The sequence below is a fragment of the Sulfitobacter indolifex genome (assembly GCF_022788655.1).
GTDB lineage: Bacteria > Pseudomonadota > Alphaproteobacteria > Rhodobacterales > Rhodobacteraceae > Sulfitobacter > Sulfitobacter indolifex.
The window spans coordinates 80,365-94,585 of record NZ_CP084951.1 but is presented as its reverse complement, the minus strand read 5'-3'; the positions used below and the strand labels follow the sequence as shown (position 1 = coordinate 94,585).

Below are 14,221 nucleotides of genomic sequence, written 5' to 3'. Positions count from 1 at the left end.
TCTCCATGCCCCGGTGATCAAGGGGCATGGAGTACCTAAATTTTTTGCGGCGTAACTGGCTGTTTCTACTGGCCGGTTTCTTGCTCACCTTTACCTCGTCCTACGGGCAAACCTATTTCATCTCGTTGTTTGCGGGGGTGATTAAGGGTGACTTTGGGTTGAGCGACGGCCAGTGGGGCGGCATCTATACCATCGGCACCACACTTTCGGCGATCACCATGGTTTGGGCCGGGGTGCTGACGGATCGGTTCCGCGTGCGGGCGCTGGCCTTTGGCGTGATGGTAGCGCTGGCCGGGGCATGTTTGGCGATGGCGGCGGTGCCGAATTGGGTCGCGCTGATCTTTGTCATCTATGCCCTGCGGCTGACCGGGCAGGGGATGATGTCGCAGCTGGGACAAGTCGCCATGGTGCGCTGGTTTGAAGCCTCGCGCGGCAAGGCGCTTTCGCTTTCTTCGATGGGCTTTGCTGCCGGGCAGGCGTTTCTGCCGATAATCTTTGTGGCGCTGTTCGCGAGCTTTCATTGGCGCAGCCTGTGGGTGCTGGCGGCGGTTCTGGTCTTGCTGACGATCCCTGTCATTTTGATGCTGCTGCGGCAGGAACGCACACCACAAAGCATGGCGGATCAAGCGCAGCGGGCTGGCATGAACGGGCGGCATTGGACGCGTGGGGAACTGCTGCGCTCTGGCCTGTTCTGGATGATGATTCCAATGGCAATTGGCCCCGCAGCATGGGGAACGGCGCTGTTCTTTCAACAGGTGCACCTGACCGAGGTGAAGGGTTGGGAGCTGGTCGAATTTGTGGCGTTAATGCCGGTTTATACTCTGTCGGCCGTGGCCTCTACGTTCCTTTCTGGCTGGGCGATCGACCGCTTTGGTGTCAGCAGTGTGCTGCGTATCCAGATGCTGCCCTTTGCGCTGTCTTTCATCGTGCTCGCCTATGCCGATACGCTGTTGGTGGCTGGGATCGCGCTGGTGATCTTTGGCGCCGGGCAGGGAATGCAATCAACTGCACCGGCAGCCTTTTGGGCGGAATATTACGGTACACGCCATGTGGGTTCGATCAAAGCGGTTGCGGCGGCGCTGATGGTTTTCGGGTCAGCTATTGGGCCGGGGGTCACGGGGCTTTTCATCGATCTTGGGGTCAATTTTCCACAGCAAATGCTGCCGATTGCGGTGTACTATCTGATCGCCGCCGCCCTCGCGACATGGGCGATCCACCGCTACAGACCTTGGCTGCCGAATTAACGATTGCGGCGCAGATAGACGTAATAAGCGCCGCCACCGCCGTGGCTGACATGGGCCTGCGTGATCTGTAGCACCAGCGCGCTCAGCGGCGGCATCGACAGCCATTGCGGCACCTGATGGCGCAGCACGCCGTCGCGCACGGGGATCGGGCCGCCTTCGTCGCGGCGTTTGCCCTTGCCGGTGATGACCAACACCAGCCGTTTGCCACGGGCATGGGCGTCCATGATAAACCTGTTCAGCGCGGGATGGGCGCGGTCGAGCGTCATGCCGTGCAGGTCAATCCGGCCTTCGGGGCGCAGTTTGCCGCGCTTCAGCTTGCCGAACGCTTTGTGATCCATCTGGACCGGCGCGGTTTTCATCTGCTCACTTAATGTAGGGCGCAGATCATTGCTCCGCTTTTTCACGCTCGGCTGAGGCTTGTTTCCTTGCAGCGTGATCTTGGCCCGGCGGATCTGCGGCGGGGCGGGCGCCGGCGCGTCGATTTCGGGCGTGAAAAGCTTGTTCAACTCTAGCTTCTCGGTCCGCTCGGTCACCCTGCGCCACAGGGCGAGGTCGTCGTCATTCAGCCGCCGGCGCCTCATATCGCGCTCTCAGGTAGGAAGGCATAGGCGCGTTGGATCGGCATGAGCACCATCATCCGGCCCGGATCACGCAAGCGCCCGGCGGCGCGGCCTGCCTTGTCGCCGGTGCCGAAAAACACATCAGCCCGTTGCGTACCCTTGATGGCCGAACCGGTGTCTTGCGCCACCATCAATCGACGCATCGGCTTCTTGCCGTCTTTCTCTAACCAAACCGGCGCTCCCAACGGCACATAGGCCGGGTCCACCGCAACGCTGCGCAGCGTGGTGATGGAACGGTTCATCGCCCCCAGTGGCCCTTTGTCAGCAGGCACGCGGCTGACCTCACGGAAAAACACATATGATGGGTTGTGATACAGCAATTCGCGGCCATCCTCGGGGTTACGGCGCACCCAATTCTTGATGACATCGGCGCTAACCTGATGCGCCTCATAGACACCACGCCGCACCAATTCGACCCCGACCGACCGGTAATCGTGCCCATTGGCACCGCGATAGCCCACGCGCAGATAGCTGCCATCGGGCAGGCGAATGCGGCCAGAGCCTTGAATTTGAAGGAAGAAAAGTTCTACCGGGTCATCGACCCAAGCAATCTCTAGCCCGCGGTCGCGCATCACTTCGCCATCTAGGATCTCGCGCCGGGTCAGCCACGGGCGAATCTCCTCGGCCTCGGGGGGCATGGCGTAGATCGGGTATTGGAAACGCGCGGAAGGGTAGAGATCGCCATCAAGCTCCGGCTCAAAATAACCGGTAAAGAGCGGGTCTTGCCCGTCTTCCATCAGGACAGGACGAAAGAATAGTTCGAAAAACTGGCGGGGGTCCGGCCCATCTTTCGCAAGCTTACACAGCGCGCGCCAGTCGACATCTTTCATATCCCCGCAGGTGTTGGTGAACACCTCGAACGCGGCGGCGTGGTCATCCTCGGCCCAGCCGTCAAGCTGGTCGAAATCCATGACCGTATAATGCACTTCCGCTGCGGCCGGTGTAATCATTGATACACCGCCCAACAGCGCAAATGCGCAAAGGGCACGCGCTACCCGTCTGTGGAAACCAGCAGCCAATTCGGATCATCCGAGCCCATGACACGGGCGAAGACCCATGTATCTTTTTGGCGTTTGATTTCGTTGATGCTGCCTTCGACGATCTCCCCTTCACGGTTGCGCACCGCCGAGGTCAATTCGCCGACAAAGCGGATGGTAAGTTCGGCTTCTTTCGTGGCCTCATCCATTCTGGCGTCGATCAGTTCCAACTCACGCACACCGATGAAATTAGCCTCAATCGTCAGACCTTGGTCTTCGCGGGCGGCCACACCATCAACGAAACTCTCGTATACATCCTCAGCCAAGAACGGCTGAATTTCAGCCAGATCGCCGCGCTCATAGCCCATAACGATCATCTCATAGGCACCGCGTGCGCCTTGCAAGAAATCGTTCACGCCGAAAGACGGCTCAACGCGCTTCATCTCGGCAAGCGCTTTGCCCGAAGTGCTGTCTTCTGGAACGTGATCGGTAATATCGAGATCCGGGCCGCCTTCGATCACCTCGAACGACGGGCCACTGCGGGCGCTCGGCGTTTGATCGCTGACGGGAGGCTTTTCAAAGCCCTCGCGCGTGCCCAGCACGTTTTTCAGCCGCAAGATCAGAAATACGGCGATACCGGCAAGCACCAGAAGCTGTATCAGGGGAGAATTCATCGAAACCTCATTCAGGGTGGCATGGAAACATGCAAGTTAAGCTCTTATGTAGGTGTTCGACCGGGGCAAGTCCACTCTGCCCCCAGCGAAAGGACCCTGCCGCATGTGGCTATTGATCGCATTTATCGCCGTGCCTCTGATCGAGATCACGCTTTTTATTCAAGTTGGCGGGGCCATCGGCCTTGGCTGGACCCTCGCCGTTGTGGTGCTAACAGCCATTCTGGGCACGTGGTTGGTGCGCTCTCAGGGGGCGATTGCGATGGGGCAGCTGCGCAGTTCTTTTTCAGACCTTCGCGACCCGACCGAACCTTTGGTGCACGGTGCGATGATCCTTTTTTCCGGCGCACTTTTGCTGACGCCCGGGTTTTTCACCGACGCGGTTGGCTTTGCCTTCCTGATTCCACGCTTTCGGGCGGCGGCCTATCGCGCCATTCGGGACCGTGTGAACATCCAAAGCTTTGGCACACCCGGCGGCGGTATGGGCCCGCGTCCCGGCCCTCAAGGCGGACGTGATCCGCGTGGCGACGTGATTGACGGTGATTTTCACGAGATTCCCGAACAGCCACGCCAGACCAAAGGCCCGTCCGGCTGGACAAAGGATTGAGCGGCCCGTGCCGACCTGCTAAGCCCGGCTGGATTTAAAAAATTAACCACAACAGGACACAGACCATGGCAGAAAACGAAACTCCGCAACCCACACAGCCGCAGATGCGCGTGCTGGGCCAATTCATCCGCGACATGTCCTTTGAGAACATCATGGCGCAAAAGGGCGCGCCTGCCGATGTGCAGCCTGACGTGCAGGTTCAGGTGAACCTCGACGCGAAAAAACGTGCCGGGGACAGCCAATATGAGACAGCGATCAAGCTGAACATCACTTCCAAGGCGAAAGACGGCGACGCGACGCTTTTTGTTCTGGAAATCGACTACGTCGGTATTTTTCAGGTCGAAAACGTGCCCGAGGAGCAGATGCACCCCTATCTGCTGATCGAATGCCCGCGCATGATCTTCCCGTTCCTGCGCCGCATCGTCAGCGATGTGACACGTGACGGTGGCTTCCCACCGCTGAACCTTGAAAACATCGACTTCCTGTCGCTGTACCGCAACGAAGTTGCGCGCCGTCAGGCAGAAAACCCGCCAAAAGCTGACGCCTAAGCGTTAGCCTAGCTGTTTCCACAGCACGTCGTCGCCCAGTTTACCGATGAAATCGGCATGGGCGGCGGCTTCGGCCTCTGTCAGACGTGAGGGCAGGGGATTGGGCCGCGCTTTCGGGGTCCAGCGCGTGTCCGGCTCCCCGGACTTCCGCTCAGGGGCAGATGACAGCGCAAAGTCGGGCTGTCGCCCACCGATCAACTCCAGATAGACTTCGGCCAGAATTTCACTGTCGAGCAGGGCGCCGTGCAGGGTCCGCGATGTGTTGTCGATGCCGAAACGACGGCAGAGCGCGTCGAGGGACGCGGGCGATCCGGGGAACCGTTTGCGCGCAATCTCTAGCGTATCAAGTGCCTGCTCCCACGGGATTTGCGGCAGACCCATCCAGCGCAGTTCGGCATTCAGGAATTTAATGTCGAAGGCGGCGTTGTGAATGATCAGCTTGGACGTGCCGATAAAGTCGAGGAACGACTTGCCGATCTGGGCAAACTTGGGTTTGTCGCGCAGGAAATCATCGCCCAGCCCATGCACCTGAAACGCCTCTTCCGGCATTCCGCGTTCGGGGTTGATATATTGGTGATAGGTCTCGCCCGTAGCCATATGGTTCATCAGCTCGACCGCCCCGATCTCAACGATACGGTCGCCGCTTTCGGGGTCAAAGCCGGTGGTTTCGGTATCGAGCACGATTTCACGCATGACGTAGCTTTTCCTTAATGTCGCGGATCACCTCCCGGACCTGCGCGCGGGCATGGTCGGGCGTGTCGGTGACTATCACATAGTCTGAGCGGGCGCACTTCTCTTTGGCGGGCATCTGCTTGGCCCGGATGGCGTCGAACTGGGCCTCGGTCATGGTGCCGCGGGCGAGCACGCGGTCGCGTTGGACGCCGTCGGGGATCGCCACGCAAACCACAGCGTCCATCGCCGCATCGCCGCCCGTTTCAAACAACAAGGGGATGTCGAGCACGGCAATGTCGCTCGTGGCGCTGGCAAGGAAAGTCGCGCGGTCTTGGGCCACAAGCGGATGCACGATGGCTTCGATCCGGGTCAGGGCGGTGGGATCAGTCGCGATGATCTCTTTCAACGCAGCGCGCGAAACGGCCCCTGCCTCTATCGCAGTCGGAAAAGCCTCCTGCATTGGGGCCACAGCCGCGCCCCCTTTCGCATAGAGCCGGTGCACCGCCGCATCGGCGTCCCAAACCGCACAGCCTTCCTCAGCAAACATCTTTGCCGTGGTCGATTTGCCCATGCCTATCGACCCAGTCAGCCCAAGGTGGAACATCAGCGCAACACCGCCGTTCGGGTGGCTCGGTCAACCTCTGGCCGCTTGCCAAACCAGCGCTCAAACGCAGGAACCGCTTGGTGCAGCAGCATGCCAAGGCCATCGACGGTCACACAGCCCATTTCCTCTGCCGTTTCCAGAAGATGCGTGCGAAGTGGCGCATAAACGAGGTCTGTCACCACGGTGCCGGGGCGCAGACCATCAAGCGGGACACGCAACGCGCCCTTGCCGATCATCCCAAGCGAGGTGGTGTTCACCACCAAATTCGCATGATCCAGCATGTCGCCCGCCTGCACCCAATCAACAACCTTTATCCGATTGCCAAAGTCGCGCTGCAGCTGTTCCGCCCGGACACGGGTGCGGTTTGACAGGCAGATCTCGGGCACGCCCGCGTCGATCAGCGATGAAATCACTGCCCGCGCGGCTCCCCCAGCACCGAGCACCGCCGCCGGTCCGGCTTTGGGATTCCAATCCGGCGCGCCGGCTTTCAGGTTTTCGATAAATCCGTAGCCATCGGTGTTATCCGCGTGGATTTTTCCGTCTGCGCGAAAGATCAGCGTGTTGGCTGCCCCGATCAACGTGGCGCGGTCGCTGATGAGGTCCGCGATCTCCATCACTGCTTCTTTATGCGGAATGGTCAGGTTTACCCCGACGAAACCCATCTTGGGCAGCGTTTTCAGCACCTCTTTCAAATCGCCCGGTGCCACATCAAGCGGGACATAGTGCCCCGCGATGCCATAGGTCTCGAGCCAATGGCGGTGCAGTTGCGGGGATTTGGAATGGGCTATGGGCGATCCGATCACACCGGCAAGGGGGATTTTGGCCAGGCTCATGTCTCGAGGTCTCCGCGCAGCGTCAGATAGTTCAACAACTCAAGAAATGGCATACCGAGGACATGAAAGTAATCCCCCTCAATTTGACTGAACAGCCGCACACCTTCTTCTTCTAGTTTATAGCAGCCCACGGCGTGACGTATGCTCTCCCAATTCCGCTCAACGTAATCGGCAATATAGGCGTCGCTGGCCTCGCGCATCCGCAGCCGCACTTGGCCAACATGCCGCCAGAGCGGTTCACCATCTTCATAAAGCACGGCGGCAGAGAGCAGCGAATGCCGATCCCCGCGCAGCTGATGCAATTGGGCGATGGCCTCTTCCCGGTTAGCCGGTTTGTGCAGCATCTCTCCGCGATGCTCCAAGACCTGATCGCAGCCCAGCACCAAAGCGCCGGGGTGCTTTTCACTCACCTTACGGGCCTTCATCTCGGCCAATGTGTCGGCAATATCACGCGGCTTGGCGTCTTCGGCCCGCAGGGCGGCGGTTATCATCTCTTCATCTATGCGCGCGGGGATCACCTCATGCGGGATCGCGGCCTGCCGCAAGAGCTGAGCCCGGATCTCCGAGCCGGAGGCGAGGATGATTTTTTGCGGCATGTGGATAACCCTGTGATGAACTGGCGCAAATCTTGAGGATTTGTTCTGCGAGATAAACGTTGACAGCACAAGCCCGCAGATCTCGCCCCGAGTCGCGGTTTTTGTCGCCGATTCCCACCCCGAGGGATAGGGATAAGCCGCTTGTGCGTATAACCACTCTACTTCACTGGTTATCCCCGCATCGATACATTTTGTCCCCCGGAAAATACGCTGGCAAGATATTGAGATGTTTCGATATTCGAGAATCACAGCGGTTTTTTCCACAGGGGGCCGTGAAGTTTACTCACCTGTTGATAACCGGCGGTATAAATCATTAATCCACAGGAATCCGGTTCCCTACAATCAACTACATCTTTTCTCTTTTCTTAATTATTAAGAAAGAAGCACGCACACCGGAGCTTTCCCCATGTTCGATCTTCTCAGTCTGGCCTATCCGTGGATCAAAGCGCTCCATATCGTGTCCGTCATCAGTTGGATGGCCGCGCTGTTCTATCTGCCGCGTCTCTTCGTACACCATGTGGAGCAGGCGGGCTCCGCCGGCCGGATGCACGAGACTTTCGCGATGATGGAATACAAGCTCGCTCAGTTCATCATGCGGCCCGCGATGATGGCCACATGGCTATTTGGCCTCGCCCTCGTTCTAACGCCCGGAATCGTAGACTGGACGATGATCTGGCCTTGGACCAAGGGGGCGAGCGTGATCGCCATGACGGTTTTCCATGTTTGGTTAAAAAAACAGGTAAAATCCGTTGAGCAGGGCGAGAGCACCGTCACAGGCCGTCAGTTCAGGCTTTTAAACGAAGTCCCAACGCTGCTGATGATCGTGATCGTCTTCTCTGTCGTCGTGAAATTCTGAAGCAATTGACTCAAGCGGCCCTGTTGCCTATATCTGCGCCACTGTCCCGTCCGGGGCGGTTTCTGCCTGCCACATTCAAATAATCGACCAGCCCGCATTCTGCTGCGGCTGAACAGGATGCTTCATGACAACCGAAACGCTGAACCTCGCTGATCTCAAGGCGCAGACGCCGAAAAACCTGCTCGCCATGGCCGAAGAGCTGGAGATCGAAAACGCATCGACCATGCGCAAAGGCGAAATGATGTTCCAAATTCTCCGCGAACGCGCGGATGACGGTTGGGAGATCTCAGGCGACGGCGTGCTCGAAGTGTTGCAGGACGGATTCGGTTTCCTCCGCTCGCCCGAAGCGAACTACCTGCCCGGCCCCGATGACATCTATGTCTCGCCCGACATGATCCGCAAATGGTCGCTGCGCACCGGGGACACCATTGAAGGGCTGATCAAGGCGCCTGACGACACGGAGCGCTATTTTGCGCTAACCGAAGTGACCAAGATCAACTTTGAAGCGCCTGAGAAGGCCCGCCACAAAGTTGCCTTCGAAAACTTGACGCCGCTATACCCTGATGAGCGCCTGACGATGGAGGTCGACGACCCCACGATCAAGGACCGCTCCGCCCGGATTATCGACCTTGTGTCGCCTATTGGTAAAGGCCAGCGTTCGCTGATCGTGGCCCCGCCGCGTACGGGTAAAACCGTGCTATTGCAGAACATCGCTAACAGCATCGAGAAGAACCACCCTGAGTGTTATCTAATCGTGCTGCTGATCGACGAACGGCCCGAAGAAGTCACGGACATGCAGCGCTCGGTAAAGGGAGAGGTTGTCTCTTCTACCTTCGATGAGCCAGCAACCCGCCACGTGGCCGTCTCTGAGATGGTGATTGAGAAAGCTAAGCGTCTGGTTGAGCATAAGCGTGACGTGGTCATCCTGCTCGACTCAATCACCCGGTTGGGCCGCGCGTTCAACACCGTGGTCCCGTCCTCCGGTAAGGTTTTGACCGGTGGTGTCGATGCGAATGCCCTTCAGCGCCCCAAGCGTTTCTTTGGTGCGGCGCGGAATATCGAAGAAGGCGGTTCGTTGACCATTATCGCGACTGCCTTGATCGACACTGGCAGCCGGATGGACGAGGTGATCTTTGAAGAGTTCAAAGGGACCGGTAACTCCGAGATCGTGCTCGACCGCAAGATTGCCGACAAGCGCGTCTTCCCTGCGATCGACATTCTCAAATCCGGCACACGAAAAGAAGATCTGCTCATCGATAAGATCGACTTGCAGAAAACCTTTGTTTTGCGCCGTATTCTCAACCCGATGGGCACCACAGATGCCATTGAGTTCCTGCTCGGAAAACTCAAGCAAACCAAGTCAAACTCTGACTTCTTTGACTCCATGAACACCTGAGTTATTTAACAATAACAATAGGTTAGTGAAATATGGATACGATCTTTGCCCAAGCGTCTGCGCCGGGTCGAGCCGGGGTTGCGGTCATCCGTATTTCTGGCCCGCAGGCTTTTGCGATCGCGCATAAGATTTCCGGCAAACAGCCAGAAGGACGGACGAGCGTTCTGCGCAATCTGCAGAACGCTGCAGGTGAGGTGATTGATCAGGCTCTTGTATTGAGCTTTCCCGGGCCGAATTCATTCACCGGCGAAGATGTGATAGAATTCCAACTGCATGGGTCTATCGCTGTGGTCCGGGCAATGCTTGCAACGCTCAGCGAGTTTCCTGATACGCGAATCGCCGAGGCAGGCGAATTCACGCGACGGGCGTTGGAAAACGAAAAACTCGATCTCGCACAGGTCGAAGGTCTCGCGGATCTAATCGAAGCGGAAACAGAAGCCCAGCGAAAGCAAGCCGTTCGCGTTTTGTCAGGGCATCTTGGTGCGCGCGTCGAAGACTGGCGAAAAGATTTGATTAGGGCGGCAGCGCTGCTTGAGGCGACGATCGATTTCGCAGATGAAGAAGTTCCGATCGATGTTACCCCTGAGGTAAATGATCTGCTGACGAAGGTCGGTGCTGAACTGAAAGCTGAAATTCGTGGTACGCATGTAGCGGAACGTGTTCGAAGTGGTTTCGAGGTCGCAATCATTGGTCCGCCAAACGCTGGTAAATCTACGCTTTTGAACGCTCTCGCCGGGAGAGATGCGGCGATCACCTCTGAACTGGCAGGAACGACCCGGGATGTTATTGAGGTTCGAATGGACCTTGGCGGTTTGCCCGTAACGCTTCTTGATACAGCTGGCTTGAGGGATAGCGAAGATCAAATCGAGGCAATCGGCATTGAACGCGCTATCGAACGGTCAAAGCTGGCAGATCTGCGGGTCTTTCTTGCCGCCCCGGGCGAATCGCTCATGGTTTCGCCGGAGGCTGAGGACATTGTGTTAGTCCCAAAGGCGGATCTCGTTTCCGACAGTGAGAATGGGGTCTCCGGAAAAACCGGGCAGGGCGTCTCTGACCTTATCGCGCGTATCCAAACCACCCTGTCAAAGCGCAGCTCGGGCGTCGGGTTGGCGACGCATGAGCGGCATCGTGTCGCTTTGGAGCAAGCCGTCTCGTGTTTGGCTGAGGTAGATGCTATCTTAACGCGCGGGCCGGATTTTTACGATTTGGCGGCTGAAGAACTTCGATTCGCAATACGTGCGCTTGAATCTCTGGTCGGTCGGATTGACGTTGAGAATCTGTTGGATGAAATTTTCACCAGCTTTTGCGTTGGTAAATGATGGAGTGTTTCACGTGAAACATTTTGATGTGATCGTGATCGGCGGAGGCCATGCGGGGGCGGAGGCTGCGCATGCATCTGCCCGTATGGGCGCTCAGACGGCCCTTGTTACGATGAGCCGCGATGGCATTGGTGTTATGTCTTGCAACCCGGCTATTGGCGGTCTGGGCAAAGGGCACCTGGTCCGCGAAATAGATGCGATGGACGGGGTCATGGGCCGCGTTGCTGACAAGGCAGGGATCCAATTCCGATTGCTGAACCGCCGCAAAGGACCAGCGGTTCAGGGTCCGCGTGCACAGGCCGATAGAAAAATTTACCGCACTGAAATGCTCCGAGAGACTGAAGGTCAGGACAACCTCCAGATCGTCGAAGGTGAAGTGGTTGATTTCTTGATGGACGGCCCAGCCGTTTCCGGTGTCTTACTGGCAGACGGCACCACCCTTAATGCAGCCTCAGTAGTTCTGACCACAGGGACTTTCCTACGCGGCGTTATCCATATCGGTGATGAATCGCACCAGGGCGGCAGGATGGGCGATAGAGCGTCGGTCAAGCTTGCAGAGCGCATTGATTCCTTCGGTCTGCCGATGGGCCGCTTGAAAACAGGTACGCCACCGCGCTTGGATGGCCGTACGATCAACTGGGATATTTTGGAAGGACAGCCGGGCGATGATGAGCCGGTGCTGTTCTCATTCTTGTCTGATGAAATTTCTGCCCCGCAGGTCGCCTGTGGTATTACCCATACAAATGAGGCAACTCATAAGATCATCCGAGAAAACCTTGGTCGCTCTGCCATGTACGGAGGTCATATTGACGGAGTGGGGCCGCGCTACTGCCCATCGATCGAAGACAAAGTCGTGCGTTTTGCAGATAAGGAATCCCATCAGGTGTTCTTGGAGCCTGAGGGTGTTGACGACCATACGGTATATCCAAACGGCATTTCGACATCCCTTCCAGCGGATGTTCAAGAGGCCTATGTTCGCAGTATGGTTGGATTAGAAAATGCAGTGATACTTCAGCCAGGTTACGCGATCGAGTATGACTATATTGATCCAAGAGCGCTTTCCTCGACATTAGGGGTTCGGACTGTAGGGGGGCTGTTCCTGGCCGGACAAATCAACGGTACCACTGGTTACGAAGAAGCAGCCGCGCAAGGTCTTGTCGCTGGATTAAACGCGGCTCTTTCTGCTCAGGGCAAAGAGCCGGTGATCTTTAGCCGTTCGGACAGCTATATCGGTGTGATGATCGACGATCTAACGACGCGGGGTGTAACTGAGCCTTATCGCATGTTTACCTCGCGGGCCGAATTCCGATTGTCGCTTCGGGCGGATAACGCTGACCAGCGGTTGACTCCGTTAGCAATTGAACTTGGTTGTGCGTCAGGTGAGCGTATTGAAACGTTCCAGCGTAAGCTCAATGCTCTAACCTTGGTCAAGGAACAGCTTTCATCTGAACTGTACACGCCTAAGGAACTCCAAGCCGCCGGTCTGAGCGTCAATCAAGATGGCTCAAAACGCACGGGGTTTCAGGTTCTGGCATTTCCAGACATCAGCTTCGAAGACCTGATCCCGCTTGATCCGAGGCTTACGGATACGCCAATAGAAGTACGCCGGCAGGTTGAACGGGACGCTCTATATGCTACCTATATTGAGCGTCAGAAGAAAGAAATCGATCTATTGAAGAAGGACGAGGGCCTTCGGATCCCTGGCGATTTCGACTTTGCTTCTCTTTCTGGACTTTCGAATGAGCTCAAAACAAAGATATCGGCGGCTCGTCCCGAAACCATGGCCCAGGCCGCTCGTATCGACGGGATGACCCCGGCTGCGCTCACCTTGATACTGGCAAGGGTAAAACGGGGCGCGGGGAAGAAATCCGCATGAACGAGTTTGACGTAAAAGATGTTTCACGTGAAACATTGCAGAAATTAGAAGCGTTCGCAGAACTGGTACGAAAATGGAATCCAAAGATAAATTTGGTTTCCAAGTCGAGTCTGGATGACCTTTGGGACCGCCATATTCTCGATTCAGTCCAAGTTTTCCGCCTTGTCGAACAAGGCGGCAACTGGGTAGATATCGGGAGCGGTGGCGGTTTTCCTGGGATCGTAATTGCTATACTCAATCAAAAAGAGCAGAAGTTCCGCGTTAGATTGGTCGAGAGTGATCAGCGGAAATGCGCATTTTTACGGACTGCTATCCGGGAACTAGGGCTCACTGCGACAGTAGATAACGAGCGGATTGAAAACGCTCAAAATCTTGAGGCCGATATTCTGTCCGCGCGGGCGCTAAGCGATCTCAGTCAACTTCTTGCCTACGCCGAAATGCACCTTAAACCCGGCGGCGTGGCAATCTTTCCGAAAGGCCAGAACTGGCAACAGGAGGTTGAAGAAACGCAACATTTATGGTCTTACCAATTCGAAGCGGTTACAAGCAAGACGAATTCTGCGGCGGCAGTCTTGATGATCAAGGATATCACTCGTGCCTGACCTATCTCGTCCAGCTGGACCGAAAATTATTGCAGTTGCAAACCAGAAGGGTGGAGTGGGTAAAACCACAACGACGATCAATCTGGCGGCGGCGTTGGCAGAAACGGGGAAGCGTATCCTTGTTGTTGATCTTGATCCGCAAGGGAACGCTTCAACCGGTCTTGGGATCGAAGTCGAAGATCGCGAGTTCACCACTTACGAACTCTTGCTTGACGATGTTGAACCTCAACAAGTCATTCAGAAAACAGAGACAGAAGGTCTGATGATTATTCCGGCAACGGTTGATCTTAGTTCGGCTGATATCGAGCTTTTCTCTAACGAGAAGCGCAGCTTTCTTTTGCATGATGCGCTGCGCCAGACACAGATGGACGCATTCGAGCTGGATTACATTCTTATCGATTGCCCACCTTCGCTTAATCTTCTGACTGTAAACGCGATGATTGCCGCGCATTCTGTGCTGGTGCCCCTACAAAGTGAGTTTTTCGCGCTTGAAGGGCTCTCCCAGCTGATGTTGACAATTCGGGAAGTACGCCAAAGCGGGAACAAGGATTTGCGGATCGAGGGGGTGCTGCTGACAATGTATGACAAGCGCAACAATCTTTCTCAACAAGTCGAAAATGACGCGCGTGCAAACTTGGGCGAGCTGGTGTTCCAAACCGTCATTCCGCGGAACGTTCGGGTGAGCGAAGCGCCTAGCTTTGCCATGCCGGTGATAAGTTACGATCCAACCTCTAAAGGAGCTGTAGCTTACCGAGATTTGGCGGCTGAGCTAACAAGAAACAATGGTTAATAAGGTGGCA

16 protein-coding genes are annotated in these 14,221 nt (G+C 56.6%); 9 read left to right on the top strand and 7 right to left on the bottom strand.

Annotated features, from left to right (window positions below):
* Window positions 1-26 precede the first annotated feature (26 nt).
* Window positions 27-1,244 carry an MFS transporter gene (locus tag DSM14862_RS00435; RefSeq protein WP_007118419.1) on the top strand — a complete coding sequence of 406 codons (1,218 nt, stop codon included), beginning with the start codon at window positions 27-29 and terminating at the stop codon, window positions 1,242-1,244.
* Here the strand turns inward: DSM14862_RS00435 and DSM14862_RS00430 are convergent.
* The 3 genes from DSM14862_RS00430 to DSM14862_RS00420 are packed head-to-tail and all read right to left on the bottom strand — an operon-like array spanning window position 1,241 to window position 3,515.
* Window positions 1,241-1,825 carry a Smr/MutS family protein gene (locus DSM14862_RS00430; RefSeq protein ID WP_007118418.1) on the bottom strand — a complete coding sequence of 195 codons (585 nt, stop codon included), beginning with the start codon at window positions 1,823-1,825 and terminating at the stop codon, window positions 1,241-1,243. The genes DSM14862_RS00435 and DSM14862_RS00430 overlap by 4 nt on opposite strands.
* Entirely contained in the window at window positions 1,822-2,814 is a 993-nt protein-coding gene (gene mltA, locus DSM14862_RS00425; RefSeq protein WP_050770325.1) for a murein transglycosylase A, read from the bottom strand. Before mltA ends, DSM14862_RS00430 begins: the two co-directional genes overlap by 4 nt.
* Before the next feature lie 41 nt (window positions 2,815-2,855).
* Complete coding sequence (locus DSM14862_RS00420; RefSeq protein WP_007118416.1) at window positions 2,856-3,515, bottom strand: Tim44/TimA family putative adaptor protein; 660 nt, start codon at window positions 3,513-3,515, stop codon at window positions 2,856-2,858.
* Window positions 3,516-3,618: 103 nt separating this feature from the next.
* Between DSM14862_RS00420 and DSM14862_RS00415 the strand changes: the two genes are divergently transcribed.
* Together DSM14862_RS00415 and secB are read left to right on the top strand one after the other, a co-directional pair.
* Window positions 3,619-4,119: an FxsA family protein gene (locus DSM14862_RS00415; protein ID WP_007118415.1), complete on the top strand. Its 501-nt coding sequence runs from the start codon at window positions 3,619-3,621 to the stop codon at window positions 4,117-4,119.
* Window positions 4,120-4,184: 65 nt separating this feature from the next.
* On the top strand, window positions 4,185-4,667 hold the full coding sequence (secB, locus tag DSM14862_RS00410; protein ID WP_007118414.1) for a protein-export chaperone SecB: 483 nt from the start codon (window positions 4,185-4,187) through the stop codon (window positions 4,665-4,667).
* A 3-nt stretch (window positions 4,668-4,670) separates the two neighbouring features.
* On the opposite strand, the gene dnaQ is transcribed toward secB, so the two are convergent.
* From dnaQ to DSM14862_RS00390, 4 genes are read right to left on the bottom strand one after another with little or no spacing between them, the layout of a single operon-like run.
* The gene (dnaQ, locus tag DSM14862_RS00405) at window positions 4,671-5,360 is read right to left on the bottom strand and encodes a DNA polymerase III subunit epsilon (RefSeq protein WP_007118413.1); all 690 of its coding nucleotides are present in this window, start codon (window positions 5,358-5,360) and stop codon (window positions 4,671-4,673) included.
* Complete coding sequence (gene coaE, locus DSM14862_RS00400) at window positions 5,353-5,943, bottom strand: dephospho-CoA kinase (protein WP_007118412.1); 591 nt, start codon at window positions 5,941-5,943, stop codon at window positions 5,353-5,355. The genes dnaQ and coaE overlap by 8 nt, the downstream gene beginning before the upstream one ends.
* On the bottom strand, window positions 5,943-6,776 hold the full coding sequence (locus DSM14862_RS00395) for a shikimate dehydrogenase (protein WP_007118411.1): 834 nt from the start codon (window positions 6,774-6,776) through the stop codon (window positions 5,943-5,945). Before DSM14862_RS00395 ends, coaE begins: the two co-directional genes overlap by 1 nt.
* Window positions 6,773-7,372 (bottom strand): Maf family protein, encoded by a 600-nt coding sequence (locus DSM14862_RS00390; protein WP_007118410.1) that lies wholly within the window; start codon window positions 7,370-7,372, stop codon window positions 6,773-6,775. Before DSM14862_RS00390 ends, DSM14862_RS00395 begins: the two co-directional genes overlap by 4 nt.
* Window positions 7,373-7,778: 406 nt before the next feature.
* Here DSM14862_RS00390 and DSM14862_RS00385 point away from each other — a divergent pair, with 406 nt between their 5' ends.
* The 6 genes from DSM14862_RS00385 (at window position 7,779) to DSM14862_RS00360 (ending at window position 14,211) form a co-directional block, all read left to right on the top strand.
* Window positions 7,779-8,228 carry a CopD family protein gene (locus DSM14862_RS00385; protein WP_007118409.1) on the top strand — a complete coding sequence of 150 codons (450 nt, stop codon included), beginning with the start codon at window positions 7,779-7,781 and terminating at the stop codon, window positions 8,226-8,228.
* Between the two features lie 124 nt (window positions 8,229-8,352).
* Window positions 8,353-9,624, top strand: coding sequence for a transcription termination factor Rho (rho, locus tag DSM14862_RS00380; protein ID WP_007118408.1), 1,272 nt, complete (start codon window positions 8,353-8,355; stop codon window positions 9,622-9,624).
* 32 nt (window positions 9,625-9,656) lie between these two features.
* Complete coding sequence (gene mnmE / locus DSM14862_RS00375) at window positions 9,657-10,943, top strand: tRNA uridine-5-carboxymethylaminomethyl(34) synthesis GTPase MnmE (RefSeq protein ID WP_007118407.1); 1,287 nt, start codon at window positions 9,657-9,659, stop codon at window positions 10,941-10,943.
* 13 nt (window positions 10,944-10,956) lie between these two features.
* The gene (mnmG, locus tag DSM14862_RS00370; RefSeq protein WP_007118406.1) at window positions 10,957-12,819 is read left to right on the top strand and encodes a tRNA uridine-5-carboxymethylaminomethyl(34) synthesis enzyme MnmG; all 1,863 of its coding nucleotides are present in this window, start codon (window positions 10,957-10,959) and stop codon (window positions 12,817-12,819) included.
* On the top strand, window positions 12,816-13,421 hold the full coding sequence (gene rsmG / locus DSM14862_RS00365; protein WP_007118405.1) for a 16S rRNA (guanine(527)-N(7))-methyltransferase RsmG: 606 nt from the start codon (window positions 12,816-12,818) through the stop codon (window positions 13,419-13,421). Before mnmG ends, rsmG begins: the two co-directional genes overlap by 4 nt.
* Window positions 13,414-14,211, top strand: coding sequence for a ParA family protein (locus DSM14862_RS00360; RefSeq protein WP_040700354.1), 798 nt, complete (start codon window positions 13,414-13,416; stop codon window positions 14,209-14,211). The genes rsmG and DSM14862_RS00360 overlap by 8 nt, the downstream gene beginning before the upstream one ends.
* Window positions 14,212-14,221: the final 10 nt, after the last annotated feature.

Excerpts from the sequence above, each read along its gene's own strand:
- secB (WP_007118414.1), top strand. The coding sequence starts at position 4,185 with ATGGCAGAAAACGAAACTCCGCAACCCACACAGCCGCAGATGCGCGTG.
- coaE (WP_007118412.1), bottom strand. The coding sequence starts at position 5,943 with ATGTTCCACCTTGGGCTGACTGGGTCGATAGGCATGGGCAAATCGACC.
- dnaQ (WP_007118413.1), bottom strand. The coding sequence starts at position 5,360 with ATGCGTGAAATCGTGCTCGATACCGAAACCACCGGCTTTGACCCCGAA.
- DSM14862_RS00415 (WP_007118415.1), top strand. The coding sequence starts at position 3,619 with ATGTGGCTATTGATCGCATTTATCGCCGTGCCTCTGATCGAGATCACG.
- DSM14862_RS00420 (WP_007118416.1), bottom strand. The coding sequence starts at position 3,515 with ATGAATTCTCCCCTGATACAGCTTCTGGTGCTTGCCGGTATCGCCGTA.
- DSM14862_RS00395 (WP_007118411.1), bottom strand. The coding sequence starts at position 6,776 with ATGAGCCTGGCCAAAATCCCCCTTGCCGGTGTGATCGGATCGCCCATA.
- mltA (WP_050770325.1), bottom strand. The coding sequence starts at position 2,814 with ATGATTACACCGGCCGCAGCGGAAGTGCATTATACGGTCATGGATTTC.
- DSM14862_RS00385 (WP_007118409.1), top strand. The coding sequence starts at position 7,779 with ATGTTCGATCTTCTCAGTCTGGCCTATCCGTGGATCAAAGCGCTCCAT.
- mnmE (WP_007118407.1), top strand. The coding sequence starts at position 9,657 with ATGGATACGATCTTTGCCCAAGCGTCTGCGCCGGGTCGAGCCGGGGTT.
- rho (WP_007118408.1), top strand. The coding sequence starts at position 8,353 with ATGACAACCGAAACGCTGAACCTCGCTGATCTCAAGGCGCAGACGCCG.
- DSM14862_RS00390 (WP_007118410.1), bottom strand. The coding sequence starts at position 7,372 with ATGCCGCAAAAAATCATCCTCGCCTCCGGCTCGGAGATCCGGGCTCAG.
- DSM14862_RS00435 (WP_007118419.1), top strand. The coding sequence starts at position 27 with ATGGAGTACCTAAATTTTTTGCGGCGTAACTGGCTGTTTCTACTGGCC.
- rsmG (WP_007118405.1), top strand. The coding sequence starts at position 12,816 with ATGAACGAGTTTGACGTAAAAGATGTTTCACGTGAAACATTGCAGAAA.
- DSM14862_RS00430 (WP_007118418.1), bottom strand. The coding sequence starts at position 1,825 with ATGAGGCGCCGGCGGCTGAATGACGACGACCTCGCCCTGTGGCGCAGG.